This is a genomic window from Curtobacterium sp. AB451 (assembly GCF_050585845.1).
Lineage (GTDB): Bacteria > Actinomycetota > Actinomycetes > Actinomycetales > Microbacteriaceae > Curtobacterium.
Genome location: NZ_JBOBQG010000002.1, coordinates 45187 through 71076, shown reverse-complemented (window position 1 = coordinate 71076; position 25890 = coordinate 45187). Strand labels below are relative to the sequence as shown.

Here is a 25890-nt window from a genome sequence, read left to right as displayed (position 1 = left end):
CGCACCATGACCACGAACCAGGACCGCACCGTCGTCCTCACCGGCGCCGCCTCCCCGCGGGGGATCGGCCGCGCCACCGCCCACCACCTCGCCGGACAGGGCTGGAACGTCGGCATCGTCGACCTCGACCAGGCCGCGAGCGAGCAGGTCGCCGCCGAGGTGCGCGACCAGCACGGCGTGCAGGCGGTCGGCGCGGGGGCGGACGTCGCCGACGAGGCCGCCGTGCGCGCCGCCTTCGACGCGATCGAGTCCGCACTGCCGCCGATCGCCGCACTCGTGAACCTCGCCGGCGTCTCCTCCGCCCACCCGTACCTCGACCTGCCCGAGGGGGAGTGGCACCGTGTGCTGAGCATCAACCTCGACGGTGTGCACTTCGCGAGCCTGCGGGCAGCGCAGTCGATGGTGCGGAACGGCTACGGCCGCATCGTCAACCTGTCGTCGGTGTCGGCCCAGCGCGGTGGCGGCACGTTCAGCAAGACGCCGTACTCGGTCGCCAAGGCCGGCGTCGTCGGACTCACCCGCGGGATGGCGCGCGAGCTCGGCCACCAGGGGGTCACCGTGAACGCGATCTCCCCCGGTCCGATCGACACCGACATCATGGGCGGCACGCTCACCGACGAGCGCAAGGCGGCGATGGCCGCCGACGGCGTGCTGCCGAGGATCGGCACCCCGCGGGACATCGCCGCGGCGATCGCCTACCTCATCAGCGAGGACGCCGGGTTCGTCACCGGCCAGACGCTCAACGTCGACGGCGGCCTGTACATGCACTAGAGCCGACCGGCCACGGGTCGCGCGCCGTCCGCGCGACGCGATCCGTGCCTCCCGTCCGGCCGACAGGCCGACAGGCCGACAGGCCGACCGTCCGTCGGACGCACCGAAACCGCACCGTGCTCGCAAAGGAGCGAACCCGTGTCCCTTCCCCCTGCCCCCGCGCTCGGGTCGACCAACGACCCCGCCCTCAAGTCGGCGATCGGCAAGGCGACGAAGCACCTCATGCCGATGCTCGTCATCCTGTACTTCGTCGCCTTCCTCGACCGCACCAACGTCGGGTTCGCCGAGGAGGCGCTCAGCGTCGACCGCGGCATCTCCGACGCCGCGTTCGCACTCGGTGCGGGCATCTTCTTCATCGGCTACGCGATCTTCGAGATCCCGTCCAACCTGCTGCTCAAGCGGTTCGGCGCACGGTTCTGGCTCGCCCGCATCGCGATCACGTGGGGCATCGTCGCCGCACTGTTCTCGTTCACGACGAACGACACGATGTTCATCGTCCTGCGGTTCATCCTCGGCGTGACCGAGGCCGGCCTGTTCCCGGGCGTCATCATGTACCTGTCCGAGTGGTTCCCGAACAAGGTCCGCGTGCGGATGTTCGCGATCTTCTACCTGGCGCAGCCGTTCTCGCAGATGATCGGCGCCCCGCTCTCCGGCGGCCTGATCAGCTTCGGCGACCAGGCCACCCCGTTCCACGGCTGGCAGGTGATGTTCGCGGGCGAGGGACTGCTCGCGGTCCTCGCGGGCATCGCCGCGCTGGTGTTCCTGACGAACAGTCCGCAGCAGGCGAAGTGGCTCGACGACGGGCAGAAGGCGTCGCTCACCGCGGCGATGGCACGCGAGGACACCGCCCGCAGCGAAGACGGCCCGACCGGCATCTGGAAGGCGATGGCGAGCGGCCGCGTCTGGTACTTCACGATCATCTACTTCTGCCTGCAGGTCGCCGTGTACGGCACGACGTTCTACCTGCCGCAGCAGGTGTCCTCGCTGCTCGGCCAGGACGTCGGCTGGCAGGTCGGTCTCGTCGCCGCGATCCCGTGGCTCGTCGGGCTCGTCGCCTGCTACCTCGTCGGCTCGAAGGCGGACACCGTCGGACGTCGTCGCCGCTGGGGCACGATGTTCTACGTCACGACCGGACTGTCGATCCTCGGGTCGGCGTGGGCCGGTGCGAACGGCCAACCGGTCCTGGGCATCCTGTTCATCACGCTGGCGGTCGCGAGCTTCCTCGCGGTGGGGCCGATCACCTGGGCGTACCCGACGGCCTTCCTGACCGGTGCGGCCGCCGCCGCGGGCATCGGGCTCATCAACTCGCTCGGCAACCTCGGCGGGTTCGTGGCACCGATCATGCGCACCGCGATCAACGACGTGGTGCCGACCGACAGCGGTGCGTTCGGCATCGTGTCGCTCGGGGTCCTGGCCTTCGTCGCGGCCGTGATGATCTTCTGCACGAAGTTCTTCCGGGGGGCGAAGGCGGATGACCTGCTCGACACCTCGCACGTCCGCACCACGACGTCGAAGGAGACGAACGCGTGACCAGACTGTTCAACGACCCGGCGGACTTCGCCGACGAGGCCACCGACGGCTTCGTGGCCGCGAACGCGCGCTGGGTGCGGAAGGTGCACGGCGGGGTCGCCCGCGCGACCACCAGCCCCGAGGGGACCGTGGCGCTCGTGATCGGCGGCGGCTCCGGGCACTACCCGGCGTTCGGCGGACTCGTCGGGACGGGCCTTGCCGCCGGTGCCGCGATGGGGAACCTGTTCGCCAGCCCGAGCGCCCAGCAGGTGGCCGGTGTCGCCCGCGCTGCCGAGCACGGTGGTGGGGTGCTGCTGTCGTACGGCAACTACGCCGGCGACGTCCTGAACTTCGACGCCGCCGCGCGCACCCTCGAGGCCGAGGGGATCCCGGTGCGCACGGTGCGGGTGACCGACGACGTGGTGAGTGCGCCCGCCGACCGTGCGCACGAGCGTCGTGGGATCGCGGGGGACCTCTGCGTGTTCAAGGTCGCGGGAGCGGCCGCCGAGCGCGGGGACGGCCTCGATGCCGTCACGGCGATCGCGGAGCGGGCGAACGACCGGACCCGCAGTTTCGGCGTCGCGTTCTCCGGCTGTTCGCTCCCCGGCGCCGACGAACCCCTGTTCACCGTGCCGGAAGGTCGGATGGCGATCGGGATGGGCATCCACGGCGAACGCGGCATCGACGAAGCCGACGTGCCCACCGCGTCCGGACTGGCGGACCTGCTCGTCGACAAGCTGCTGACGGAGCTGCCGTCCGGCGTCGCAGTCGACGGCTCCCGCGTCGTCCCGGTCCTGAACGGCCTCGGCAGCGTGAAGTACGAGGAGCTCTTCGTCGTCTACCGCTCGGTGCAGCGGCGCCTCGCGGACGCGGGCGTCGTCATCGTCGAGCCCGAGGTCGGGGAGCTGGTGACGAGCTTCGACATGGCCGGTGTCTCGCTGACGCTGTTCTGGCTGGACGACGAGCTCGAGGAGCTCTGGGCCGCACCCACCGACACCCCGGCCTACCGCAAGGGCGGCGCCGTCGCCGCGGAGCGGCTGCCGGATTCGGCGCTCGAGGCCGACGAGGGGATCGTCGTCGGCACCGGGTCGCCCGAGTCCCACGCGGTCGCGGAACGCATCGCGACGGCCATCGCTGCGGCGCGGGCGGTCGTCGACGAGCACGCCGACGACCTGGGCGCGATGGACGCCGTGGCCGGCGACGGCGACCACGGCATCGGCATGCAGCGCGGCGTGCACGCCGCGGACGCCGCCGCGCGAGCAGCGCTCGAGCGCGAGGTCGGCGCCGGCGGACTGCTCGCGATCGCCGCCGACGCCTGGTCGGACAAGGCCGGTGGCACCTCCGGAGCGATCTGGGGTGCGGCCCTGGAGGCGCTGGGTCGCGTCCTCGGCGACACCTCGCGTCCGTCGGCCACCACCGTCGCGGACGCCGTGCACGCGGCCACCGAGGCCGTCCTCGCGTTCGGCGCCGTCCCCGGCGACAAGACCATGGTCGACGCGCTCGTCCCGTTCGACGACGCGTTCGGCCGGGCGGTGCGCGAGGGTGCGGCGACCGGAGACGCCTGGCGGACCGCGGTCGCGGCTGCCCGGGAGGCGGCGGACGCCACCGCCGACCTCGTGCCGCGCAAGGGACGGGCCCGGACCCACGCCGAACAGGCCGTGGGGACGAGGGACCCGGGTGCGGTGTCGTTCGCGTTGATCGTGGAGGCGGTCGCTCCGTGATCACCGTCGGGGTGTCGCTCAAGACGTACTTCTCGCACGCCCGGACGCTCTCGTGGGCGGCCGAGGTCGCGGACGTCGCCCGGCGGCACCCCGCGGTGACGTCCGGAGCGGCGTCGCTCTTCATCGTGCCGACCTTCCCGGCGCTCGTGCCGGTCCGGCGGATCCTGGACGAGGCCGACGCCCCCGTCCAGCTCGGGGCGCAGGACCTGTCGTGGGCCGACCCGGGTCCGTACACCGGTGAGGTCACGGGCGCCGAGCTGCGGGAGATCGGGGTCGACCTCGTCGAGATCGGCCATGCCGAGCGGCGTTCCCTGTTCCACGAGACCGACGACGAGGTCGCGGGGAAGGTGCACGCCGCCTTCCGCAACCACCTGCAGCCGCTGGTCTGCGTCGGGGAGACGAGCCGCGCCTCCCGTGCCGAGACCGTGGCCGAGGTGACCGCGCAGCTCGACCGGGCTGTCTCGACGGCGATCGCGGACGGACTGGCGGGGCCGCTCGTCGTGGCGTACGAGCCGGTGTGGGCGATCGGCGCTCCGGCACCGGCCCCCGACGACCACGTCGTGGGTGTGCTCGCGGGGATCGAGGAGCACCTGGCGACCCGGCCGGAGCTCGCCGGCTCCGTGGTGATCTACGGCGGCAGCGCCGGACCGGGCCTCCTCACCCGCGGCCGGGGTCGGATCGGTGGACTGTTCCTCGGCCGGTTCGCGCACGACCCCGCCGCGATCGCCTCGATCCTCGACGAGGTGGCGGCACTCGAGGAGAGGTGAGCCGCTCAGGCGTCGCGCGCGCCCGCGAGTCCGTGGTCGTGCGCGTAGACCACGAGCTGCACCCGGTCCCGGAGTGCGAGCTTGCCGAGGATGCTCGAGATCTGCGTCTTGACCGTGGACTCCGTGACGAACTCCTTCGCCGCGATCTCGGCGTTCGACAACCCCCGTGATGCCCACCCGAACACGATCCGCTCGCGGTCCGTCAGCGACTGGAACGCCTCGGGCTGGGGCGTCGGGGCACGCTCGACGTCGGCGCCGAAGAGCTGCGAGAGGTCGTTCGGCGCGATCACCGAGTTCCCCTCGTGCACGGCACGGACGGCGGCGAACAGGAACGGTGGCGTGGTGTCCTTCAGCAGGAACCCGCTCGCGCCGAGCCGGATCGCCGTGGCGGCCGCGGGGTCGAGGCCGAACGTCGTCAGCACGACCACGCGGGGGAGCGGCCCCTCGACCGCGCCGGAGAACAGCTGCCGGACGGTCTCGACGCCGTCCGTCCCCGACATCCGCATGTCGAGGAGCATCACGTCCGGTCGGAGCTCGGGGATCCGCGCCAGCGCCTCGGCACCGTCGGAGGCCTCGCCGACGACGACCATGTCGTCCTGGGCGTCGAGCACGACGCGCAGGCCGGCACGGAACAGCGCCTGGTCGTCGGTGAGCAGGATGCGGATCGGATCGGTCATCGGTTGGTCCCCCCATGGACGTCGAACGGGATGCGGGCGCGTGCGGCGAACACGTCGTCCAGGACGGCGGCGTCGAACGAGCCGCCGAGTGCGGTGAGCCGGGTGTGCATCCCGGCGAGTCCACGACCCGAGCCGCGGGTGCTCGCGGCCGGGACGACGACCGGGACGACGACCGGGCCGGTGCCGACCGGGCCGGTGCCAGCGGTCACGGTGCCTGCGGTCGGGCCGGTGGCCGGGCCGGTGCTCGCGGTCGGGACCAGGTTCTCGACCTCGAGCACGAGGTCGGCGGACCGCCAGGTCTCCCGCACGGTGACCGGCATGCCCGGGGCACCGTGCCGCAGGGCGTTCGTGAGCATCTCCTGCAGCACCCGGCGCGCGGCCGTCCCGCTCGTCGGACCGAGCACCACCGGCTGCCCGCGGACCGCCTGGTCGACGTCGACCCCGGCCTCGCGGATCCCCTGCACGATCTCCTCGAGCGAACCGGGGTCGGTCGCGGCGCCGGAGCCGTCGATGTGGCCGAGCACCTGTCGGACCTCGACGAGGGAGCTCCTGGCGGTGCTCGCGATCGTGGCGCTGACCTCGCGGATCCGGGCCTCGTCGTCGAGGAACGGCACCGAGTCCGCCTGCGCGATGATCACCGCGAGGGAGTGTCCGACGACGTCGTGCACGTCACGGGCGATGTCCGCACGGATCCGCTCGGACTCGGCGACGTCGATGGCGCGGGTCGCGGTGGCCTCGGCCTCGGTCGCGACGGCCTCGGCCCGGGACGCCGCCGCCTCGGCGTCCGCACGGCGCTCGGACTCGCGGTCGCGCGACCGGAAGGCCCGCACGGCGACGCCGCCGGCCCACACGCCGAGGAGCGCCGTCACCGGAGCTGCCATCGCGAGGAACGCCTGGTCGCGCGGCCCGTTGATGAGCACGAGGAACCGGAAGCCGGTCAGGGCGAGGTAGAGCGTGGCCCCGATGCCGGCCACGAACGCGAGCACGCCGGACACGATGACCTCGGTGCGGGTGCCGACGACGGCCGCGGTGCCGATCACCACGAAGATGGCGAGGTCCACGAGCGACGGCCGTTCACCGCCCCCGACCTGCACGATGCCGAGCACGACGACCATGAGCATCGCCGCCGTCGGCGAGAGACGGCGGAGGGCGATGGCCGCGGCGGCTGCCAGGACCGCGGCGAGGCTCGCGTGCTCGAGCTCGAGGTCGATGGGGAGCAGGAAGACGAACGCCGCGAAGGCCGCCCAGGCCACGTCGACGATGATCGAACGGGTGGCGAGCGGCCGGATGAACGTGCCCCGTTCCGTCACGGCACGATCATCGCACGGGGCGGTCCGCCACCGTTCACGGGGTCGGCGACATCGCGAGGAGCGCGACGGCGGTCACGACGACGATCGCCGCGCAGAGCATCAGGGTGGCGATCGTGTGCTTGGTCGAGGTGTCCATGCTCCGAGCCTCGCCGACCGCCCGGCGTCCGGCATCGGGCGCGAGGGTGAACGCGTTCATCCCCACGGATGAAGGCGTCTGGTCCGTGCGGACGCGGTCGGTCAGACGGTGATCTGGCCCAGCACGCGGTGGGCGATCGCGATCGACTCACCGGACACCACCGACAGCGGCGACGCGAGGAACGCGACGAGGTCCGCGATCTGCTGCGGGCTCGACTCTCCCGGGGCGCCAGGTCGCATTTCGGCGCTCGGGGCGTCCGTCACCGTCCCCGGGTTGACGACGTTGACCGTGACCCCGGTGCCGGCGGCCTCGTCGGCGAGGTTCTTCGCGATGACGCTCACCGCGGTGTTCCGCAGCGACGCCGTGATGTTGCCCGACAGGTAGGCGTTCTGCCCGCTGATGACCACGACACGACCGAACCCTGCTCCGCGCTGGGCGGGGAGCACGGCGTTGGCGACGCGGAGGAACCCGAGCGCCTTGCCGTCGATCGCGGTGAGGACCTGCTCCGGGTCGGACTTCCTCGCCGGGTCGAGCGTGCCGGCGCTCGGGGCCGCGGTGACGACGAGCGCGTCGATGCGGCCGTGCTGTTCGAGCACGCGGGCCACGCCGGCGTCCACGGAGGCCTGGTCGGCGGTGTCGATCGCGACGCTGTCGGGGGAGTCACCGGCGCTCCGTGAGGCGACGACGACGGTCGCCCCCTCGGCCCGGAGGCGATCGGCGACGGCGGCGCCGATGTACCCCTTCCCTCCGACGACGAGCGCGACACGGTTCTTGAGTTCGAGGTCCACGCCGTCACGCTACGCCCGCACGATCCGCTCGGGACGGACGGACGGACGAACGGGAGGCGCGGTGCCGGCTGGCACCGCGCCTCCCGTCCGGTGGGCGGTCACCGACCGATCGTCGTGACCGCGCCCGTGTCGTCCGGCTGTTCCACGCGTGGCGGCGCGAAGACGCCGTCGTACAGGCGGACGGCACTCCACCCGGCGACGAGTCCGGCTGCCCCGAGCACCGCGGCGATCCACGGCACCACCGGGGTACCGGTCCAGGCCCCCGGGGCGGCGACCCACGCGAGGAACACACCGATCGTGCTGCCCGCGGCCCCGATCACGGCGGCCGTCCGCCGGTCGAGGCTCGTGAACGTCAGCGCGATCGTCACGGCGGCGATCGCGGCGAGGGCGTTGACGAGGTCGAACACTGCCGCCGCTCCTACTCTCCGCTGCCGACGGCGAGCTGCTCGCGTCCGCCACCCGTGGTGACGGCGATCTTGCGGGGCTTCGCCGACTCCTTGACGGGGATCGTGACGCTCAGGACACCGTTGTCGTAGCCGGCCGTGATGCGCTCGGCGTCGAGGCCGTCCCCGAGCGTCAGCTGCCGGACGTAGGTACCAGGCTGGCGCTCGCGCGTGAGCCACTGCGAGCCCTCCGGAGCGCCGAGGGTGCGCTCGGCACGGATGGTCAGGACGGACCCGTCCACGTCGATGTCGACGGAGCCCGGGTCGATGCCCGGCAGGTCGACGTCGAGGACGTAGTGGTCACCCGTGCGGTAGAGGTCCATCGGCATCGAGCGGGGGCCCGCGGTGCCGAGGAGGGAGCCGGCGAGACGGTCCAGCTCGCGGAACGGATCGAAGTTCATCGTCATCGGAATCAACTCCTTCGTGTCTGCTGTTGAGTCCCCTCGACTCAACTGCGACATGTTCTAGCACTCGAGCCTGGTGAGTGCCAAATGAACGCTCGGAATCCGCTCGGAGCAGCGGATCTGCGGCGGTCAGCCGAGCAGCGGTTCGAGCCGCGAGACCGCGCTCCGCAACAGCCCGAGCGTCGCGCCGGGCGCCTCGATCCGGGCCGCGGGAGCCGACAGGGTCAGCGCCGCGACGAGCTGCCCGTCCTCCCCGAGCACCGGCAGCGCCAGACACCCGAACCCCGCCGCGAACGCGCCGGTCTGGTGGACGGGTCCGCGACCGCCCGTCGCGTGCAGCCGCCCCATCGCGCTGGCGTCGGGCGTCGCCCGCAGTGCCCGCTCGTCGAGGAGCGGGAAGTCCGGGTCGACGTCGAGGTCGCGGATCCCGGACGCGTCGTAGCGGGCGAGGTGGACGCCGGCCCGCACGGCCGACCGCACGTCGGCGAGCACGGCACGCACGGCGCGGGGGAGCGGCGGGGGCACGACCGGTGCCGTCACCCCCGCGAGCTCGGCGACCTTGTGCCCGAGGGCGAAGCCGCGCAGGTCGGGCAGCCGCACGAGGTACTCGTCCTCGACGAGCAGGGTGATGAGCCGGTAGGTGGTCGCCCGCGGCATCCCGAGCACGTCGGAGAGCTGCTGCGCGGTGATGCCCGGCCCGGCGTGCGCGACGGCCTCGAGCACCGCGAGGGCGTTCTGGACCGCCTTCGGCTGTCGTGCGCGCAGACCGGGTTCGCTCATCGCACCCCCGTCCCGTGGCCGGGTCCGTCGGTGGGCCGGGAGGCGCGGAGCAGGTCCGCCACGACCGGTACGTCGTACACGGCGCGGCTCCGACCCCGCCGCCACGGCCGCCGACGGGTCACCACGAGGAACACCGCGACGACGGCGGCGACCGACCCGACGGCGAGGACGACCGCGGGCCAGTGCGGCGACGCTGCCTCGACCCCGAGGTAGGTGAGGAGGACGGCGGCGAGCAGCACCCCGGTGGCCGTCGCCACGATCGCGACGCCGGTGGTCAGTTCACCGATCCGCCGCAGGAACACCGGGGCGGCGAAGCAGGTCAGGGCGTAGGCGGCGAGGTAGCCGAGCGCGGCCACCACGAGCTCGGCCTCCATCAGCGTCCAGGTCGGGATGCCGCTCGCCAGTCCGGCCACCGGCAGCGCCGTGAGGAGGCTGCACGCGAGGACGCCGGCCACGAACGGGGTGCGGAAGCGCGGGGACGCCCGGCCGAGCACGCGCGGCAGCACCCCCTCGCGGGCCATCGCGAACAGGACGCGCACGAGGGCGGTGGTGGAGGCGATCGCGCAGGCGGCGAACGACGCGGCGATCCCGAGGTCGAGGGCCCAGCCGATCCACTGCAGTCCGGACGCGTTCGCGAGTTCGTTCACGGGCGAGGCGCTGTCGGCGAGGTCCGCGCCCATCGCCGCGAAGCCGAGCTGCTGTGCCGCCGCACTGGCGAGGTAGAGCACCCCGGCGACGAGGACCGTCCACGAGATCGCGCGCGGGATCGTGGCGAAGGGGCGCCGCGCCTCCACGCCGAGGACCGAGGCGCTCTCGAACCCGACGAACGCCGTGACCGCGAGGGCGGTGCCGACCGCGAACGGCGCGGGTGCCGTCGGGCCGAGCGCCATCGCCGAGGCGTCCACGGGGTGCAGTCGGGCGACCAGCGCCACGATGAGCACCACGATGACGGCGACGGACAGGGTCTCGACGAGCAGGGTCAGGCGGGTCGACACCCGGACGCCGAGCGCGATGACCGCGAACACGGCCGCGCCCATCGCCACGACCACGACGACGGTGACGCGGGCGCTGCCGCCGGCTGCCGGGACGAACCGGGACAGCAGGTAGTCGAGGTAGTAGCCGCTGCCGGTCAGCGAGAACATCGCGATGAAGCCGTACCCGAGGAGCAGCGCCGCCCCCGCGACGACCCCGGCGACCGGTCCGAGGCCGAGCGACACGTAGGTGTACAGCGAGCCCGTGCCGGCGACGCGTCGGACGAACTGGTTCACGGTGCGGCCGACGAGGAACGACAGGGCCATCGCGGCGAGCAGTGACCACGTGGCACCCTGCCCGGCGACGGTCGCGACGAGCACCGGGATCGTGGTGGCTGCGGCCGACGGCGCGACCGCGGACACCGACTGTGCGAGGACGTCGACCGGGCCGACGCTGCGCCGGGAGAGTCCGTCGACGGGGGACCGTGTGCCCACGCCCGGCACCCGTGGCGGGTCGGCGATGGCACGGTCGAGCGCGGTCATGCGGCAACGGTACGACCGCGGCGTTGCCCCGGTGTGCCGACGGTGTTTCGCCCGCGTCTCACGCAAATGAGACACCGGCCGCGGGCGCGTCCCATTCGGGCGCGACCGGGTTTCACGCGGGCGGAACGAGGCCGCAACCGCGGCGCGGGACCGTGGTCCCACGCCACCCCGGCACACCCTCCCCACCCGAACCGGAAGGTCACGATGTCCAGCATCACGAAGGACCCCGCCTCACTCGGAGCCGTCCCCGCGCCGCAGCGGACGATGCGCGGCTCGCTCGGCGTCACCGCGATCGTGTTCATGGTCGTCGCGGCGGCCGCACCGCTCACCGTCGTCGGCGGAGCGGCGCCGCTCGGCATGCTCCTCGGCAACGGCGTGGGGTTCCCGTCGCTCTACGCCATCTCCGCCGTGGTCCTGCTGCTGTTCTCGGTGGGCCTCGCCGCCATGACCCGGCACGTGCCGCGGCCCGGGGCGTTCTTCACCTTCGTCGGACACGGGCTCGGCCGGCCGGCGGGCGCGGGTGCCGCCACCCTGGCGCTCCTGACGTACACGACCATCCAGGTCAGCGTGCACGGCTACATCGGGTACCTGCTCGGCGTGACGGTGTCCGGCCTCGGCGGACCGGACATCCCCTGGTACGTCTGGTCGCTCGTCGTCGTGGCGCTCGTCGGAGTCCTCGGCTACCGGCACATCGACCTGTCGAGCAAGGTCCTCGGTGTGCTGCTCGTCGGCGAGGTCGGGATCGTGCTCGTCCTCGTCGCGGCGATCGTGTTCCGCGGCGGGGCCGACGGCCTGTCCCTCGCACCGTTCGAGCCGACGCAGATCGCGTCGGGGTCGCCCGGCGTCGGCCTGATGTTCGCGATCGCCGCGTTCATCGGGTTCGAGGCGACCGCGATCTTCCGCGACGAGGCGAAGGACCCGGAGCGGACCATCCCCCGTGCGACCTACACGGCCGTCATCGGCATCGGGGTGTTCTACACGCTCGCCTCCTGGGGGCTCGTGATGGCCTGGGGTCCGGACGGCGTCCTCGCGGAGGCCGCGAAGGACCCGGGCTCGCTCATCCTCACCACCGCGGCGCAGTACATCGGGACGGCGGGCGAGGCCGTGCTCAACGTGCTGCTGCTGACGAGCATGTTCGCCTGCGTCCTGTCGTTCCACAACGTCATCACCCGGTACCAGCACTCGATGGCGAACGCCTCGCTGCTCCCCGCGCGCCTCGGCGACGTGCACCACAAGCACGCCTCGCCGCACACCTCGAGCGTCGTGCAGACCGTGACCGCCGCCGTGCTCGTGGTCCTGTTCGCGGTGCTCGGGCTCGACCCGGTGCTGCAGGTGTTCAGTTGGTTCGCCGGCGTCGCCACCCTCGGGGTCGCGATCCTGATGGCCGCGACGAGCCTCGCCGTGATCGTCTACTTCCGCCGCACGCGGACCGACCGCCGTGTCTGGAACACGGTCGTCGCCCCGAGCCTCGGGTTCGTCGGGCTCGTCGCCTCCGCCGTCCTCATCTGGGTGAACTTCCCGACGCTCGTCGGTGACGTCGACGCCTCCGGGGCGAGCGTCTTCGGCGTCGTGAGCACCGTGCTCACCGGTCTCGTCGTGGTCGTCCCCGCCGTCGGCGTGGTGCAGGCGATCGTGCTGCGCCGCCGCAGTCGGAGCCGCTACGAGCAGATGCTCGACCGCCTCGCCACCGAGAGCTGACCCGCCGGACGCCCACCGCGCCTCCCGGCCGCACCCACCCGACCCACGCACGACGCACCACGCAAGGAGCACCACGCACATGACGATCACCGACCCGACCACCGTGACCACCGACGCAGCCACCACCGCGCACCCGCTCGGCAGCCTGACCCCCGACGAGTTCACCGCGGTCCGCGACCTCGTCACGGCGCAGCCGGACTGGACCGACACCACCCGCTTCGCGTACGTCGGCCTCGAGGAGCCGCCCAAGCACGAGGTCCTCGCGTGGCAGGCCGGTGACGGCCCCCTGCCGGACCGCACGGCACGCGTGATGCTGCTCGACATGGCGACCGGTCGCTCCACGGACCGTGTCGTGTCGATCACCACCGGCGCGGTGCTGCGGACCGACGTCCTCGACGGCTCCCGCGGTCAGCTGCCGGTCCTCATCGAGGAGTTCGACGCCGTCGGTGAGATCGCCAACGCCGACGAGCGCTGGGTGGCCGCCCTGGCGAAGCGCGGCCTGTCCGCCGACGAGGTCAAGTGCGTCCCGCTGTCCGCCGGGTACTACGACTACCCGGAGGAGGTCGGCCGACGCATCCTCCGCGTCCTCGCCTTCAAGCAGGACCACCCCGCCGACCACGTGTGGGCGCACCCCGTCGACGGGCTGTCGGCCTACGTCGACGCCGCGAACCGCACGGTGACGCGGATCGTGGACGTGGCGGAGATGCCCGTGCCGACGACCTCCGGCAACTTCGACGACCCGGCGATGCAGGGCGAGCCGCTCGACCTCAAGCCGATCGTCATCACCCAGCCCGAGGGACCGTCGTTCCGCGTCGACGGCGAGTTCGTCGAGTGGGCGAACTGGCGGTTCCAGGTCGGCTTCGACGCCCGCGAGGGGCTCGTGCTCCGGCAGCTGTCGTGGCAGGACGGCGAACGGCTGCGCCCGATCGTGTACCGGGCGTCGATCGACGAGATGCTCGTGCCGTACGGCGACCCGGCCCCGGTGCGGTTCTGGCAGAACTACTTCGACACCGGCGAGTACCTGTTCGGACGCTTCACGAACTCGCTCGAGCTCGGCTGCGACTGCGTCGGCGAGATCCGGTACTTCGACGCCGTGCTGGCCGACGAACTCGGGAACCCGCAGACCATCCGGAACGGCATCTGCATGCACGAGGAGGACTTCGGCACGCTCTGGAAGCACGGTGACATCTACACCGGCTCGCAGGAGGTCCGTCGTTCCCGTCGCCTGGTGATCTCGTTCTTCACGACCGTGGGCAACTACGACTACGGGTTCTACTGGTACCTGTACCTCGACGGCACGATCGAGTGCGAGGCGAAGCTCACCGGTGTGCTCTTCACGTCGTCCTACCCCGGACGCTCCGACGACGGCGCGGACTACCCGTACGCCTCCGAGGTCGCCCCCGGCCTCGGTGCCCCGTACCACCAGCACCTGTTCTCGGCGCGGCTCGACATGATGGTCGACGGGCTGTCGAACGCCGTGGACGAGGTCGACGCCGTCCGCGTGCCGGTCGGCCCCGGCAACGAGCACGGGAACGCCTTCACCAAGTCCGTGACCCGCATCGCGTCCGAGGCGACGTCCGGCCGGCTCGCCGACGCGTCGAAGGCCCGAACGTGGTTCATCTCGAACACCGAGGAGCGCAACCACCTCGACCGTCCCACCGGCTACGTGCTGTACCCGCAGGACGCTCCGGTGCTGCTCGCCGACGACTCGTCCTCGGTGGCGTCCCGTGCCGAGTTCGCCCGGAAGCACCTGTACGTCACGCAGTACGACCCGGCGGAGCGCTTCGCCGCGGGGGACTTCGTGCACCAGAACCCCGGCGGCGACGGAGTGGCCCGGTACGTCCAGGGCGACCGGTCGCTCGACGGCGAGGACATCGTGCTGTGGCACACCTTCGGTCCGACGCACTTCCCGCGACCCGAGGACTGGCCCGTGATGCCGGTCGACTACGCAAAGTTCACGCTGAAGCCGTACGGGTTCTTCCCGCGGAACCCGGCGCTGAACGTGCCGGCGGCGATCGGCGCGACGGCCGCGTCGCACTGCTCGCACCACGCGTCCGACGGGGTCGAGGCCGCCCACGACGCGGCCACCAACGACCACGGGCACGGTCACTGACGTGACCGACGTGCTCGGGCTCGCCGCCATCGTGCCGGCGTCCGCCGGGGCCTGCTGCACGGTCGGGGCCTGGCGCCCCGGCCGTGCGGTCGACGTGCTCGCCGCGCTGGTGATGGTCGCGGCGATGCTCGACGGCGTGTTCGCACCACGGGTCCTGCCCGGCGTCGTCTGGTTCGTGGTGCTCGCGGCGCTCGCCGTCGCGGTGGCGGCCGCGCACCGGTTCCAGACCGGTCCGGATGCGGCGGGGCCGCGGAGGGACGGGTCGGCCCCGGCGGGTCGCGACGCCTCGGCCCACGGCCGGTTCGGGCGACTGCACGCCGCGCTCGGCCTGCTCGCGATGGGTGCGCTCGGGGTCGGGGGGATGGGCGGCCCGGCCGCGTCCGGCGTCGGGATGTCCGGCATGCACGAGCACGCCGGTGTCGTCGGGGTTACCTGGCACCTCGTGCTGGCCGGCCTCGCGGTCGGTCACCTGGTCCTCACCGCCCGGATGGTGCGGGACGGCGTGCGGCACCGCTCCCCGGTGCTCGGCCGGGTGGAGACGCTCGCGATGGGGATCGCCGTCGCGGTGATGGCTGCGGCGATGCTCGGAACGACACCGATGTAGTTCGGTTCTTCTAACAATTCGGTGCGCTAACCGTACAGAACACGAACAGTTCGTTGCCCTGATCGTTTACTCCGTGAAATAGTTCTGACGTCCACACGGGACAGCACGGATGACGAAGGGCGGTATCGCAATGCACAGCACGTACACCGGGATGCCGCGACAGACACGGCTCAGCGGGACGCACACGCGCGTCGGGCTGACCGACCCCGCCGTGATCGACGCGTACGTCCAGCGCCGCATCCAGGACCCGTCGCTGCTGTCCGGCCGCGCCGAGCCGTCCTACGCCGACTTCTTCTCGGTCCCGGCCGCCTAGACCGCGCCGTACCGGTCCGAACCAGATCCCCGACCCGAACCAGGCAGAGAGCACACCCGACCACATGCCGTTGACCGTCGTCCGCCGCGAGCACATGCACCTCTACGCCCGGGAACCCCGGACGCGTGCCGCGAAGGGTGCGCTCGAGGCCCTCCTCCGGTTGCAGCACGCCGAGGAGCAGCAGCTCGAGCAGGCGCGGTCCGAGAGTGGTCTCTCGAAGAACGAGTTCCTCGCCGTGCGGTACATGCTCCAGGCGCACCGGGACGGTCGGGCGATGAGTCCGAAGGACCTCGCCGTGATGCTCGCGGTGTCGAACGCCTCGGTGACGAAGATCGTCGACGGGCTCGTCGAGAAGGGCGACCTCGTCCGCGCCCCGCACCCCACCGACCGTCGCGCCCAGGTCCTCGAGCCGACGGACCAGGCGGCCGAGAAGATCGACGCGTCCTACGCGCGCTTCCACGAAGCCGTGGTCGGGGTCATGGACGACCTGTCGTCCGACGAGAACGACGTGCTCGCCCGGTGCCTCGCACGGATCACCGAGGCACTCGTCGGCGGAGCCCCCGCGCCGGTCGACGAGTACACGGTCGACGACGAAGCCGGCCACTGACGGACCGGATGGTCCCGCGCCCCGGCGATCCGCGCCTCCCGGAAGAAACCTTCCAGCGGTAAGTTGGGGGCATGACGCACCCCGACGACGACGCGGCCACGCCGCGACGCGGCTACCGCAAGGGAGCCGAGCGTCGGACCCAGATCCTCGACGAGACGATCCGGATGGTCGCCGACCAGGGCGTCGACGCGTCCTCGTTGCGATCCGTCGCCGAAGCGCTCGGGATCACCCACGCCGCGCTGCGCCACTACTTCCCGAGCCGCGACGAGCTGCTGCTCGCGGTCTACCGCGAGCACGAGGTCCGCGAGCAGGGCGCCCCCGACCGGATGAAGTCCGCGATCGGCGACATGCGCGAGAGCGCCTCGCGGAACCGTGCGGTGCCCGGGCTGGTGCAGCTCTACACGACGCTGGCGGCCGACGCCGTGCAGGAGGGCCACCCGGCCACCCGGGACTTCATGCGCGAGCGGTTCACCCGGTTGCGGGCCGAGCTCGCGGCGTTGATCGAGGCGGACCAGGCGTCCGGGCGGATCCGGGCGGACCTCGACCCCGTCGACCTCGCGTCACTCAGCATCGCGGCGTCGGACGGGCTGCAGGTGCAGTGGCTGCTCGACCCCGAGGCCGTGGACGGCGAGCGGGTGCTCCGGCTGCTCGAGCAGATCGTGCCGCCGGCGGGCTGAGGGGCGTCAGGCCGTCCGAGTGACGGGGGGTGCCTCGTCACGGAGGAGCGTCCCGAGCACCGTCGCGAGCGTCGCCCGGTCGTGCTCGCCGAGCGGTGCGAACAGGTCGTCGAGGACCGTGGCGGCGATGCGCTGGCCGTGCGCGAGGGTGGCGCGTCCCTCGTCGGTGAGCGAGTGCTCGATCCGCCGCCCCCGCCCCGCGGTCCGCGCGATGAGCCCGCGGTCGACGAGCCGGTTCGCGAGGGTGCCGAACGCCTGGTCGCTCTGGAAGGTCGCGACGGCGAGGTCGTGCCCGGACGCGTGCGGCATCCGGTCGATCGCACGGAGGGCATCCCACTGGACGAGGGACACCCCGGCGTCGCGCAGGGCGCCGTCCATCGCGCGGTGATTGCGGTACTGCGCGCGCTTGACCGCCTGTCCGAGCGCTTCCAGGTCCGTCGTCATGGTGCTACCGTATCAACATCCGTAGATAAACATGTTGAGATAGGTCGCGCAGGTGTCCACTTCCTCCCCCGCTCCCCGGACCGCCCTCGTCCTGCACGGCGGCGGTGGCCCGCAGACGGTCGCCGCGATCGCTCGGCACCTCGCGCCGTCGTTCCACGTCCTCGCGCCGACCCACCCGGGCTGGGACGGCACCGAGCGACCGGCCGAGATCGACTCGGTGGGGGCCCTCGCGACGTCCTACCTCGACGGACTCGTCGCCGAGGGGCTCTACGACGTGGTGCTCGTCGGCTCGTCCATCGGCGGGTGGCTCGCGCTCGAGATGGCGTTGCGCGCGGCTGCCGACCACCGCTACGTCGGCGTGGTCGGCGCGGTGGTCGACATCGACGGTGTCGGCGCCGTGGTCGACGGCGAGCCCATCGCGGACTTCTTCGCGCTCGATGCCCGCGGGCTCGCCGAGGTCGCGTGGCACGACCCCGAGCGTGGACACCGCGATCCGGCCACCATGACCGACGAGCAGCGTGCGGTGCAGCAGGCCAACGGGCTGACCATGGCAGCCGTCGCCGGACGGTCCATGAGCGACCCGACCCTGCTCGGGCGGCTCGGTGCGGTCGGCGTGCCGACCCTCGTGGTGTTCGGCGAGAGCGACCGTGTCGTCACCCCGGCGTACGGGCGCGCCGTCGCCGCCGCGATCCCGGGTGCGGAATTCCGCGTGGTGTCGGCCGCCGGCCACCTGCCGCACCTCGAGAACCCGGACGCGACCTGGGCGGTCGTCGACCCGTTCCTCGGGTGACGACGGCCAGCCGAGGCGCTCGCTGGCCGGTCGTCATCGTTGTCCGTCACCGTCGTTCGTCAGCCGGAGCCCGTTCGATCAGCCGTAGCCCTCGTCGGTCAGGCGCCAGCCCTGCGGGGTGTGGCGGAAGCAGAACTGCCACCCCGCCAGCACGCCCGGATCGGCACCGTTCATGTTCGTCTCGGTGATGTCGACCGGGATGCACTCTTCCGCCGACCGGCCCGTCTCCCTCGCGCTCAGTCGTGAGACCGCCCCGATGTGCCGGTAGCCGAGCAGGTCCGGGTGGTCGTCGAACCACGAGGACGGGGTCCGTCCGCCGCACCAGGCAGTGGGGTCCGAGCCGCCGTCGGAGAGGGCCTCGGTGAGGCCGCAGTCGTGTGCCGTCGCGGCCCGGAGGTAGACGCGGAGGACCTGCTCCGAGGACGCGCTCGCGGGCGGGAGTCGCCGGGCCACGGCCTGCGCGTGCGTCACCGACACCGCGGTCACCGTGACGGCGGCGACCAGTGCGACGGCGGCGATCCCACCGAGCACCACCCACCGTCTCCGCACGGCGCTCATCCTGGCAGCGGCGGGCGGTGCTGATCGCCGGGCATCGCTGCGAGTGGGTGAGGGGGCGTTCAGCTGCGCGGCAGACCGGCAACGTACGCGCCGAGCACCGCGCGGTCGTCCATCGGCGCGATCGCAGCGACGCGGTAGAGGAGGAGTGCGTCGACGAGACCGACGAGGTCGACTGCCGACCCCGCCGGATCGGCGACTCCGATGCGGTCGAGCAGGTCCTGCGCCGTGGACAACAGTGCGACGCGCACTGGGTCGGCGTCGGTGAGCGGCGCGCGGAGCGTGTCGTCACCGCGCAGCTCGAGGAGGAGGGCGAGACGAGCGGCTTGCGCGTCGGCGCGGTCGGCGAGGGCCTGGAGGAACGTGGCCGCGACCTCGACGACGGTTGCGTCGTCCAGCGCCCGGGGGAGACGGAGGGCGCCCAGCTCCGTTGCGAGCTGTTCCGTGATGCGGGCGACGACGAGTGCGGTCAACTCCCGACGCGTCGACGCGTAGTACGAGGTCGAGCCGGCCGGCACCCCCGCCTCGGCGTCGACCGCCCGGTGGGTCAGGGCCCGGACTCCACCGCGAGCAGTGAGTCGCACTCCAGCGTCCGCCAGGTCCTCGCGTCGCCCCATGCTCTTCCCCTCTCGCCTCTACCATTGTAGTGTTCTCTACAGATGTAGAGGCCGAAGGGGGCGCGATGCGGGTTGCAGTGGTCGGGGGCCGGCTGTCCGGAGCGGCGATCGAGAGCGCGCTGAGGGCGCACGGTTGCACGGTGACGCGAATGTCGCGGTCGTCGGGCTTTGACGTCCTCGCGGACGAAGCGGCCGGCAGACTCGTCTCGGAGCGGCCGGACGTCATCGTCGAGGCGACCGGACGGTTCACGACGAGTCGGCGGCGTGCGACGGACTTCTTCACGCGCTCGACAGCGGTGGTCGGCGCGGCGGCCGAACGGTCCGGCGCGCGACACGTGCTGCTGTCCATCCTCAACTGCACCCGACCCGAGGTTCAGGGCTACGGGTACTTCGCGGGCAAGACCGCGCAGGAGCGGGCGGCGGTTGCGGACGGGCGGGACGCTACGATCGTCCGCTCCACCCAGTGGTTCGAGTTCGCCGCACAGAACCTCGAGCGGATGCGCGTCGGCCCCGTCGCCTTCGTGCCGGGGATGACCATCGCTCCGGTGGCGCTCGCGGCGGTCGCGACCGTGATCGCCGAGGTCGCGACCGGGCATCGGACCGAGCCGGTGGTCGAGGTCGCGGGCCCGGAGTCGATGTCGCTCTGGGCGATGACGACCGCACTGCCGCATCCCGGCGTGGCGCCCGTCCCGCTGCCGATCCCCGGCCGGACGGGTCGGGCCTTTCGGGACGGCGCGCTCCTCCCGGAGCCGGAGGTCGAGGTGGTCGGTCCAGCGTTCCGCGAATGGCTCGCCGCCGCCCGGCGCTAGCCGACCCACCGGAGCCGAGCCGCGCCTCCTGACCCGCGGAACGCGCGGAGGCCGCTCCCACCACCCGCCAGTGGAAGCCGACTCGGCGACATCGAGACCCGCCTGCCACAATCGCTCCTGAGCCAGCTGACGATCGGAGGTGCCATGACCGGCAGGCGGGACGAGTCGACGCATCGGGAGCTCGAGGTCGACGGCGAGACGTTCGCGTTGACGGTGCGCGGTACCGAGTACCACTTCACCTGGCTGACCGGGCCGAACCCCGGCTACGGATTCGGCGGAACCCTGGCCGGGGCCGGAACGGCAGAAGAGCGCACGGCGATGCTCGCCGAGTTCATGACGGACGAACGAGCGACGGCCGACATCCGCAGCTTCCTCGCGGAGATCGACCCGGCCACCGGGTACCTGCGGGACTAGCGGACATCCTCGCGTGTGCAGATCCGCCCTCGAACGGCTCGCGAGCGTCGGGCGCCACGGCGGTTCAGCCGACGGTGTTCGCTAGAGCTGGTGCTATCAGCTCGGATCGCATCTCCGACACCGTCGCCTGCCAGAGCGCTGCGCCGACCGTGACCACCGCCAAGACATCGTCGACCATCCCGGTGCGGATCCGCGTGCCCCGTGACCGTGCGACAGCTCGGACGGCGGCACGGAGTTCGCCGATAGGCGTCGACGCGTCGGTGCGCAGAACGCCCTGCCCGCGCTCGTCCGCACGGTCGACGAGTTCCGCGGCCACGCGTTCGACGTCCATGCCGACATGATGCTCCTGCCGGGTGTGTGCGATCCACGACCGGGCGGACCGTGCGTACCGGAGCCGAGCCGCGCCTCCTGGCCCGTCGAACGCAAGACGGCCGGCCCCTGTCGGAGCCGGCCGTCCTGCGGATCGGGAACCTACGCGGTGAGCACCGCGGCCGACGGATCGAAGTCCTCCGGCAGCGGCGGGACGCGGTCCACCGTCGACGTGATGTCGACCGCGGAGCCCGACTCCGCCGCGTCGCGGATGCCGAGCAGCACGTCGAGGACGTGCAGCGCGACCGCACCCGAGGCGCGCTCGGGCCGGTCCTCGGCGATGGCGCGGGCGAGCTCGACGACGCCGGTGCCCCGACCCCAGGTGGAACCGACGGCCTCGAGGGTCTCGGGCTCCTCCTGGCCGTAGCGCCAGAGCTGCGAAGCACCCTCGAACGTGTTCGGGTCCGGCAGCGAGATCGTCCCGAGCGTGCCGTTGATCTCGACGAAGCCCATGCGCGGCAGCGCGTGCTGGAACGAGAACGTCGACTGGGCGGACTGCCCGCCGGCGAACTCGATGAGCGCGGCGTGGTGCGTGGGGACCTCGACCGGGAACGTCTCGCCGGCGCGGGGACCGGACGCGATCGTGCGGCGCTCGAGCGACTTCGAGGACACGGCCTGCACGCGGCTGGCGGTGCCGAACGCGTGCACGAGGGTCGTCACGTAGTACGGGCCCATGTCGAACAGGGGCCCGGCACCCTTCGCGAAGAGGAAGTCCGGGTTCGGGTGCCACGCCTCGGGACCGGGGACGTGGAACAGCGTCGTCGCGGAGAGCGGCTCGCCGATGTCACCGCGGGCGATGGCACGCAGCGCAGTCTGGATGCCGGCACCGAGCACGGTGTCCGGCGCGGTCGCGACGCGCAGCCCCTTGGCCTTCGCGAACGCGAGGACCGCGGCGGCCGACTCGTGGTCGGTCGCGATCGGCTTCTCGCTCCACACGTGCTTGCCGGCGTCGATGATCTGCTGGTCGACCTCGGCGTGGGCCGCCGGGATCGTCAGGTTGATCACGATGCTGATGTCGTCGCGGGCGAGGAGCTCCTCGACCGAACCGGACGCGGCGACGCCGTACTCCGCTGCCTGGGCCGCAGCACGGTCGAGCAGCACGTCGGCGACGAACCGGACCTCGACGTCGGCGAACTTGGTCAGGTTCTCCAGGTACTGCGAGGAGATGTTGCCGGCACCGATGATGCCGATCCCGACACGGGTCACTTGTCGTTGTCCTTCAGCCATGCGAGGGACTCGGTGATGCCCTCGAAGACGTCGCCCGAGTACGCGTCGAACTCGACCACGCGGATGGCCTGCGGCGCGGCGGCGAGGATGCCCGCCACGTCGACGTCGCCCTGACCGGCGGGGGTCTGGTTCTCGAAGGCGCGCTGCAGCGCCTCGGGGACCACGAGTGCGCTCTCGGACGAGGGCAGCGCGGTGAGGATGTCACCGTCGACCTTGCCGTCCTTGACGTGGATCGCGACGACGCGGTCGCCGAGCGACTTGAGGACGGCGGGGGCGTCGGCGCCACCGACGGTCGCCCAGAACGTGTCGACCTCGAGCACCGTCTCCGGGCTGATCTGGGACACGAACAGGTCGTAGACCGTGCGACCGTCGACCTTGTTCGTGAACTCCCACTGGTGGTTGTGGTAGCCGAACTGCAGGCCACGGGTGGCTGCCTCGGCGGTGAGGACGTTGACACGCTCGGCGATCTTCGCGACGTCGTCGGCGGTCTGCCAGCGGTCGGTCGGGATGAACGGGTCGATGACGGTCTGGATGCCGAGGCGCTCGGCGGCGTCCCAGATCGGGGCGGTGTCGTCGGCGTCGATCACGGCGACGTGACCGGACGGGGCCTTGAGGCCGGTGGCGGCGAAGGCCCGCTCGAGGTCGGCGGCACGCTCGACGAATGCGTAGGGCTCGACGTTCTCGTACCCGATCTCGGCGACACGGGCGATCGCCTTGTCGAGGTCTTCCGCGATGGCGTCGCGCAGCGAGTACAGCTGCACAGAGGTGGTGGGCATTGCGTGAGGCTCCTTCGGTCCTGACTGGGTGTCGCGACGTCCAGGTGTCGCAGCACCGGGGGTCGCAGTCCGTCGAGGAGCGATGCTCCACGGCGAGATCGAGGACGACGCTACCCCAAAAACCACCCGGTGTGTAGTTTTGCCACGCTCCGTGACGTGCGTCTTGCCATGAACGACACCTGTCGATGTATGCTCAGCCAGTCAAAACCGTGCGAAAGATGGTTTTGACGGCACAGCATCGACTCAAGGAGGCGTCATGAGCACACCCGAACCCGGCAGCCCGGCACTGCTGCACCCCGAAGAGGGCATCACGCAGCCGGTCAGCACGATGCGGGTGGGCATCGGCTACCAGATCGCGCTGTTCCTCGGACAGTTCGGCCTCTTCGTCGCGCTCATGGCGCCGGTCTACGTCAGCATGCAGCTCAAGGCGCAGGCCCTGGTCGGGGACGACGCCGCGAACGTGATCGGGTCCGTCCTGCCGATCGGAGCGTTCGGCGCGCTCATCATGAACCCCCTCGCGGGCGCGCTCTCGGACCGCACCCGCACCCGCTGGGGTCGTCGTCGTCCGTGGCTCATGAGCGGGGTCGTGGTCTTCGCGATCGCCCTGGCCTGGATCGCCTACGCACCCGACGTCCTCAACCTGACGCTCGCGTGGCTGCTCGCCCAGCTCGCCGCCAACGCGACCCTCGCCACCCTGCTGGCGAGCTTCGCCGACAACGTCCCGCAGCTCCAGCGCGGCCGGTCGTCGAGCATCATCGCGCTCGCGCAGAACCTCGCCGTCCTCGCCGGCACCTACCTGTCGGTGTTCTTCGTCGCGAACCTGCCCGTGCTGTTCATCGCGCCCGGCATCCTCGCGATCATCCTCGTCGCCGTCTACGCGGTCGTCGCGCGGGACGAGCTGCCGACGTACACGCTGAAGAAGTTCACCTTCCTCAACCTCATCTCGTCGTTCTGGACGAACCCGATCAAGAACCCGGACTTCGCGTTCGCGTGGTGGTCGCGCTTCCTGATCATCCTCGCCACGTTCATGTTCACGACGTACCGACTGCTCTACATGCAGGAGCACATCGGTATCGAGCAGGCCAAGGACGCCACCGAGGCCGTCGCGTTCGGCGTGCTGCTCTACACGATCGCGCTCCTGGTCAGCGCGGCGCTCTCGGGGTGGGCGTCCGACAAGCTGGGTCGCCGCAAGGTGTTCGTCGGCGGCGCGACGGCGCTCTTCGCGGTTGGCCTCGTCGTCCTCGCGCACGCCGAGACCGTGAACGGCTTCTACGTCGCCGAGGTGATCATGGGCTTCGCCTACGGCATCTACTCGGCGATCGACACCGCGCTCGTCGTCGACGTGCTCCCGAACGCGGACCGTCCCGGCAAGGACCTCGGCGTCATCAACATCGCGAACGCCCTGCCCCAGTCGCTCGCGCCGGCGATCTCGCTCTTCTTCCTGTCGATCGGCAGCTCGCACGCCGACAACTACGTCCTGATGTGCTGGGCCGCGGGTGTCGTCGCACTCCTCGGTGCCCTTGTGGTGATCCCCATCAAGCGGGTTCGATAGCCGGCCTGGAGGCGCGGTGCGGGCCCGCCCCGCGCCTCCAGTCCGTCCACTGGTCGCGCTGGGTAGCGTGGACGGATGCTCGACGCCGACTCGCTGACCTGGGACCCGCCGGCCGGACGCATCACCGGCGTGGCGGACGGGAGCGTCGTCCGGGCGCTCGGCATCCCCTACGCGCACGCCGAGCGCTTCGCGCTGCCCGAGCCCGTCCCGGTGTTCGACGAGCCGTTCCGGGCGACCACCCCGTCGCCGGTGGCACCGCAGCCGCAGGCCACCTTCGTCGACCAGCTGCTCCACCCGGTCGAGGGCCTCGTCGCCGACGAGCACTGCCAACGGCTGTCGATCACGGTGCCGGCCGACGTCCGGCCGGGCGAGCGGCTGCCCGTCATCGTCTGGATCCACGGCGGCTCGTACGTCATCGGCGGCGGTGACCTGCCGATCTACGACGCGCGCGACCTCGTCACCGAGCAGCGCGTCGTGTTCGTCTCGGTGACGTTCCGGCTCGGCGTGCTCGGGTTCCTCGGCGACGGGGTGAGCGTGCCGGCGAACCTCGGGCTCCTCGACATCATCGAGGCACTGCGGTGGGTGCAGCGGAACATCGCGGCGTTCGGCGGCAACCCCGACCTCGTCACGGTCGCGGGCCAGTCCGCCGGGGGCGACGCCGCGGCCCACCTCGTGATCAGCGACGGCGCAGCCGGGCTGTTCCGCCGGGTCATCGTCCAGAGCGCACCGCTCGGGCTGTCGCGGGGTCGGGCGCGCATGAACCGCGCGATGACCAGGGCCGTCGGCGCCGTTCACCCGGACACCCCGCTCGACGAGGTGCTCGACCGGCAGGCGCTCGGCACCCGCGCCGCCGCGCCGTTCGGGCTGCCCGGTGGCATGCCCTTCGGCACGCAGTACGGGTTCGCGCCGCTCCCCGCCGAGCGGGACACCGGACGCGCCTGGAGCGATGCGGCCCCGTCGGTCGACGTCCTGATCGGTTCGGGAGCGGACGAGACGGCGATGTACGTGCCGCTCGTCCCCGGGCTGCGGTCGCTCGCCCGGGTGCGCGCCGTGCGGCCGCTGCTGCGCTGGTTGCTCGTGCGCCCGCTGTCCGAGGTCATCTACGGGCGGGACGTCCGTCGGTTCGCCGCACGGCACCGTGCGGCCGGTGGTCGGGTGACCTCGTACCGGCTGCACCGCGGCGTCACCGTGCAGCCGACCGGGGCCGTGCACATGAGCGACCTGCCGCTGCTGCTCGGCGGACGCGAGGCCTGGGCCGGGTCGCGGTTCGTGCCGGAGCGGGACTGGCCCGAGGTCGAGCGGCGCGGGCGGGCCTTCCGGGCGATCTGGGCCGAGTTCGCGCGCACCGGTCGGGTGACCGCGGCGGACGACGAGACCCTGTCGTTCGACCGGGGCTGATCCGCGCCGGGGGCTGGCCGCCGTGGTGCGGCCGTCCGGTGCAGCCGGGCGTCCGGCGCCACCCCTGAACTGGCGGCTCGCGGGGCGACGACGCGCCCCGGAGAATC

The 25890-nt window shown here is 72.1% G+C and carries 28 protein-coding genes; 15 read left to right on the top strand and 13 right to left on the bottom strand.

Annotated features, from left to right (window positions below; genetic code table 11):
• Window positions 1-6: 6 nt before the first annotated feature.
• From ACQXVK_RS04070 to ACQXVK_RS04055, 4 genes are all read left to right on the top strand, one after another.
• Window positions 7-771 (top strand): SDR family NAD(P)-dependent oxidoreductase, encoded by a 765-nt coding sequence (locus tag ACQXVK_RS04070; protein WP_430852805.1) that lies wholly within the window; start codon window positions 7-9, stop codon window positions 769-771.
• A 138-nt stretch (window positions 772-909) separates the two neighbouring features.
• Window positions 910-2301, top strand: coding sequence for an MFS transporter (locus tag ACQXVK_RS04065; RefSeq protein ID WP_402265914.1), 1392 nt, complete (start codon window positions 910-912; stop codon window positions 2299-2301).
• Window positions 2298-4001: a dihydroxyacetone kinase family protein gene (locus ACQXVK_RS04060; protein ID WP_430852804.1), complete on the top strand. Its 1704-nt coding sequence runs from the start codon at window positions 2298-2300 to the stop codon at window positions 3999-4001. The genes ACQXVK_RS04065 and ACQXVK_RS04060 overlap by 4 nt, the downstream gene beginning before the upstream one ends.
• Entirely contained in the window at window positions 3998-4768 is a 771-nt protein-coding gene (locus ACQXVK_RS04055; protein ID WP_430852803.1) for a triose-phosphate isomerase family protein, read from the top strand. Before ACQXVK_RS04060 ends, ACQXVK_RS04055 begins: the two co-directional genes overlap by 4 nt.
• A 5-nt stretch (window positions 4769-4773) precedes the next feature.
• Here ACQXVK_RS04055 and ACQXVK_RS04050 read toward each other — a convergent pair whose 3' ends face one another.
• From ACQXVK_RS04050 to ACQXVK_RS04020, 7 genes are all read right to left on the bottom strand, one after another.
• Window positions 4774-5445, bottom strand: coding sequence for a response regulator (locus tag ACQXVK_RS04050; RefSeq protein ID WP_430852802.1), 672 nt, complete (start codon window positions 5443-5445; stop codon window positions 4774-4776).
• Window positions 5442-6755 (bottom strand): sensor histidine kinase, encoded by a 1314-nt coding sequence (locus ACQXVK_RS04045; RefSeq protein WP_430852801.1) that lies wholly within the window; start codon window positions 6753-6755, stop codon window positions 5442-5444. Before ACQXVK_RS04045 ends, ACQXVK_RS04050 begins: the two co-directional genes overlap by 4 nt.
• Before the next feature lie 237 nt (window positions 6756-6992).
• Window positions 6993-7679 (bottom strand): SDR family NAD(P)-dependent oxidoreductase, encoded by a 687-nt coding sequence (locus ACQXVK_RS04040; protein ID WP_430852800.1) that lies wholly within the window; start codon window positions 7677-7679, stop codon window positions 6993-6995.
• Between the two features lie 98 nt (window positions 7680-7777).
• Window positions 7778-8086 carry a hypothetical protein gene (locus ACQXVK_RS04035; protein WP_430852799.1) on the bottom strand — a complete coding sequence of 103 codons (309 nt, stop codon included), beginning with the start codon at window positions 8084-8086 and terminating at the stop codon, window positions 7778-7780.
• An 11-nt stretch (window positions 8087-8097) separates the two neighbouring features.
• Window positions 8098-8529 (bottom strand): Hsp20/alpha crystallin family protein, encoded by a 432-nt coding sequence (locus tag ACQXVK_RS04030; RefSeq protein ID WP_071294275.1) that lies wholly within the window; start codon window positions 8527-8529, stop codon window positions 8098-8100.
• A 126-nt stretch (window positions 8530-8655) separates the two neighbouring features.
• Entirely contained in the window at window positions 8656-9306 is a 651-nt protein-coding gene (locus ACQXVK_RS04025) for a helix-turn-helix domain-containing protein (RefSeq protein WP_022906855.1), read from the bottom strand.
• Window positions 9303-10820, bottom strand: coding sequence for an APC family permease (locus ACQXVK_RS04020; protein WP_430852798.1), 1518 nt, complete (start codon window positions 10818-10820; stop codon window positions 9303-9305). Before ACQXVK_RS04020 ends, ACQXVK_RS04025 begins: the two co-directional genes overlap by 4 nt.
• Window positions 10821-11024: 204 nt before the next feature.
• On the opposite strand from ACQXVK_RS04020, the gene ACQXVK_RS04015 reads away from it, so the two are divergent.
• The 6 genes from ACQXVK_RS04015 to ACQXVK_RS03990 all read left to right on the top strand — a co-directional run bounded on the left by ACQXVK_RS04015 (window position 11025) and on the right by ACQXVK_RS03990 (window position 16832).
• Window positions 11025-12518: an APC family permease gene (locus ACQXVK_RS04015; protein WP_430852797.1), complete on the top strand. Its 1494-nt coding sequence runs from the start codon at window positions 11025-11027 to the stop codon at window positions 12516-12518.
• A 79-nt stretch (window positions 12519-12597) separates the two neighbouring features.
• A complete protein-coding gene (locus ACQXVK_RS04010; protein WP_430852796.1) occupies window positions 12598-14631 on the top strand; it encodes a primary-amine oxidase in 2034 nt (677 codons plus the stop codon).
• Between the two features lies 1 nt (window position 14632).
• Window positions 14633-15235 (top strand): hypothetical protein, encoded by a 603-nt coding sequence (locus ACQXVK_RS04005; RefSeq protein ID WP_430852795.1) that lies wholly within the window; start codon window positions 14633-14635, stop codon window positions 15233-15235.
• Window positions 15236-15365: 130 nt separating this feature from the next.
• Window positions 15366-15548, top strand: a complete 183-nt coding sequence (locus ACQXVK_RS04000; RefSeq protein ID WP_022906860.1) for a hypothetical protein — start codon at window positions 15366-15368, stop codon at window positions 15546-15548.
• A gap of 64 nt (window positions 15549-15612) precedes the next feature.
• A complete protein-coding gene (locus tag ACQXVK_RS03995; protein ID WP_022906861.1) occupies window positions 15613-16155 on the top strand; it encodes a MarR family winged helix-turn-helix transcriptional regulator in 543 nt (180 codons plus the stop codon).
• Between the two features lie 71 nt (window positions 16156-16226).
• A complete protein-coding gene (locus ACQXVK_RS03990; RefSeq protein ID WP_022906862.1) occupies window positions 16227-16832 on the top strand; it encodes a TetR/AcrR family transcriptional regulator in 606 nt (201 codons plus the stop codon).
• Window positions 16833-16838: 6 nt separating this feature from the next.
• On the opposite strand, the gene ACQXVK_RS03985 is transcribed toward ACQXVK_RS03990, so the two are convergent.
• On the bottom strand, window positions 16839-17276 hold the full coding sequence (locus ACQXVK_RS03985; RefSeq protein ID WP_022906863.1) for a MarR family winged helix-turn-helix transcriptional regulator: 438 nt from the start codon (window positions 17274-17276) through the stop codon (window positions 16839-16841).
• 52 nt (window positions 17277-17328) lie between these two features.
• Between ACQXVK_RS03985 and ACQXVK_RS03980 the strand changes: the two genes are divergently transcribed.
• Window positions 17329-18066 carry an alpha/beta fold hydrolase gene (locus ACQXVK_RS03980; protein ID WP_430852794.1) on the top strand — a complete coding sequence of 246 codons (738 nt, stop codon included), beginning with the start codon at window positions 17329-17331 and terminating at the stop codon, window positions 18064-18066.
• A 78-nt stretch (window positions 18067-18144) separates the two neighbouring features.
• On the opposite strand, the gene ACQXVK_RS03975 is transcribed toward ACQXVK_RS03980, so the two are convergent.
• Both ACQXVK_RS03975 and ACQXVK_RS03970 read right to left on the bottom strand, forming a co-directional pair.
• Window positions 18145-18615, bottom strand: a complete 471-nt coding sequence (locus ACQXVK_RS03975) for a hypothetical protein (RefSeq protein ID WP_430852793.1) — start codon at window positions 18613-18615, stop codon at window positions 18145-18147.
• Between the two features lie 68 nt (window positions 18616-18683).
• A complete protein-coding gene (locus ACQXVK_RS03970) occupies window positions 18684-19238 on the bottom strand; it encodes a TetR/AcrR family transcriptional regulator (RefSeq protein WP_430852792.1) in 555 nt (184 codons plus the stop codon).
• Window positions 19239-19378: 140 nt separating this feature from the next.
• Between ACQXVK_RS03970 and ACQXVK_RS03965 the strand changes: the two genes are divergently transcribed.
• Window positions 19379-20047, top strand: a complete 669-nt coding sequence (locus ACQXVK_RS03965) for an SDR family oxidoreductase (protein ID WP_430852791.1) — start codon at window positions 19379-19381, stop codon at window positions 20045-20047.
• Between the two features lie 144 nt (window positions 20048-20191).
• Window positions 20192-20461 (top strand): hypothetical protein, encoded by a 270-nt coding sequence (locus tag ACQXVK_RS03960; RefSeq protein WP_430852790.1) that lies wholly within the window; start codon window positions 20192-20194, stop codon window positions 20459-20461.
• 64 nt (window positions 20462-20525) lie between these two features.
• On the opposite strand, the gene ACQXVK_RS03955 is transcribed toward ACQXVK_RS03960, so the two are convergent.
• The 3 genes from ACQXVK_RS03955 to ACQXVK_RS03945 form a co-directional block, all read right to left on the bottom strand.
• Window positions 20526-20792, bottom strand: a complete 267-nt coding sequence (locus tag ACQXVK_RS03955; RefSeq protein WP_402265850.1) for a hypothetical protein — start codon at window positions 20790-20792, stop codon at window positions 20526-20528.
• A 140-nt stretch (window positions 20793-20932) separates the two neighbouring features.
• On the bottom strand, window positions 20933-22036 hold the full coding sequence (locus ACQXVK_RS03950) for a Gfo/Idh/MocA family protein (protein WP_430852789.1): 1104 nt from the start codon (window positions 22034-22036) through the stop codon (window positions 20933-20935).
• Entirely contained in the window at window positions 22033-22833 is an 801-nt protein-coding gene (locus ACQXVK_RS03945) for a sugar phosphate isomerase/epimerase family protein (protein WP_430852788.1), read from the bottom strand. Before ACQXVK_RS03945 ends, ACQXVK_RS03950 begins: the two co-directional genes overlap by 4 nt.
• A 256-nt stretch (window positions 22834-23089) precedes the next feature.
• Between ACQXVK_RS03945 and ACQXVK_RS03940 the strand changes: the two genes are divergently transcribed.
• Entirely contained in the window at window positions 23090-24385 is a 1296-nt protein-coding gene (locus tag ACQXVK_RS03940) for an MFS transporter (RefSeq protein ID WP_430852787.1), read from the top strand.
• 75 nt (window positions 24386-24460) lie between these two features.
• Window positions 24461-25783, top strand: coding sequence for a carboxylesterase family protein (locus tag ACQXVK_RS03935; RefSeq protein ID WP_430852786.1), 1323 nt, complete (start codon window positions 24461-24463; stop codon window positions 25781-25783).
• Window positions 25784-25890: the final 107 nt, after the last annotated feature.

Bases quoted from the DNA above. Each gene is read 5' to 3' on its own strand.
- ACQXVK_RS04010 (WP_430852796.1), top strand. From the start codon at position 12,598: ATGACGATCACCGACCCGACCACCGTGACCACCGACGCAGCCACCACC.
- ACQXVK_RS04000 (WP_022906860.1), top strand. From the start codon at position 15,366: ATGCACAGCACGTACACCGGGATGCCGCGACAGACACGGCTCAGCGGG.
- ACQXVK_RS03960 (WP_430852790.1), top strand. From the start codon at position 20,192: ATGACCGGCAGGCGGGACGAGTCGACGCATCGGGAGCTCGAGGTCGAC.
- ACQXVK_RS03940 (WP_430852787.1), top strand. From the start codon at position 23,090: ATGAGCACACCCGAACCCGGCAGCCCGGCACTGCTGCACCCCGAAGAG.
- ACQXVK_RS03955 (WP_402265850.1), bottom strand. From the start codon at position 20,792: ATGGACGTCGAACGCGTGGCCGCGGAACTCGTCGACCGTGCGGACGAG.
- ACQXVK_RS03990 (WP_022906862.1), top strand. From the start codon at position 16,227: ATGACGCACCCCGACGACGACGCGGCCACGCCGCGACGCGGCTACCGC.
- ACQXVK_RS04030 (WP_071294275.1), bottom strand. From the start codon at position 8,529: ATGACGATGAACTTCGATCCGTTCCGCGAGCTGGACCGTCTCGCCGGC.
- ACQXVK_RS03985 (WP_022906863.1), bottom strand. From the start codon at position 17,276: ATGACGACGGACCTGGAAGCGCTCGGACAGGCGGTCAAGCGCGCGCAG.
- ACQXVK_RS04050 (WP_430852802.1), bottom strand. From the start codon at position 5,445: ATGACCGATCCGATCCGCATCCTGCTCACCGACGACCAGGCGCTGTTC.
- ACQXVK_RS04070 (WP_430852805.1), top strand. From the start codon at position 7: ATGACCACGAACCAGGACCGCACCGTCGTCCTCACCGGCGCCGCCTCC.
- ACQXVK_RS03995 (WP_022906861.1), top strand. From the start codon at position 15,613: ATGCCGTTGACCGTCGTCCGCCGCGAGCACATGCACCTCTACGCCCGG.
- ACQXVK_RS04015 (WP_430852797.1), top strand. From the start codon at position 11,025: ATGTCCAGCATCACGAAGGACCCCGCCTCACTCGGAGCCGTCCCCGCG.
- ACQXVK_RS04025 (WP_022906855.1), bottom strand. From the start codon at position 9,306: ATGAGCGAACCCGGTCTGCGCGCACGACAGCCGAAGGCGGTCCAGAAC.
- ACQXVK_RS04020 (WP_430852798.1), bottom strand. From the start codon at position 10,820: ATGACCGCGCTCGACCGTGCCATCGCCGACCCGCCACGGGTGCCGGGC.
- ACQXVK_RS03945 (WP_430852788.1), bottom strand. From the start codon at position 22,833: ATGCCCACCACCTCTGTGCAGCTGTACTCGCTGCGCGACGCCATCGCG.
- ACQXVK_RS03970 (WP_430852792.1), bottom strand. From the start codon at position 19,238: ATGGGGCGACGCGAGGACCTGGCGGACGCTGGAGTGCGACTCACTGCT.
- ACQXVK_RS03935 (WP_430852786.1), top strand. From the start codon at position 24,461: ATGCTCGACGCCGACTCGCTGACCTGGGACCCGCCGGCCGGACGCATC.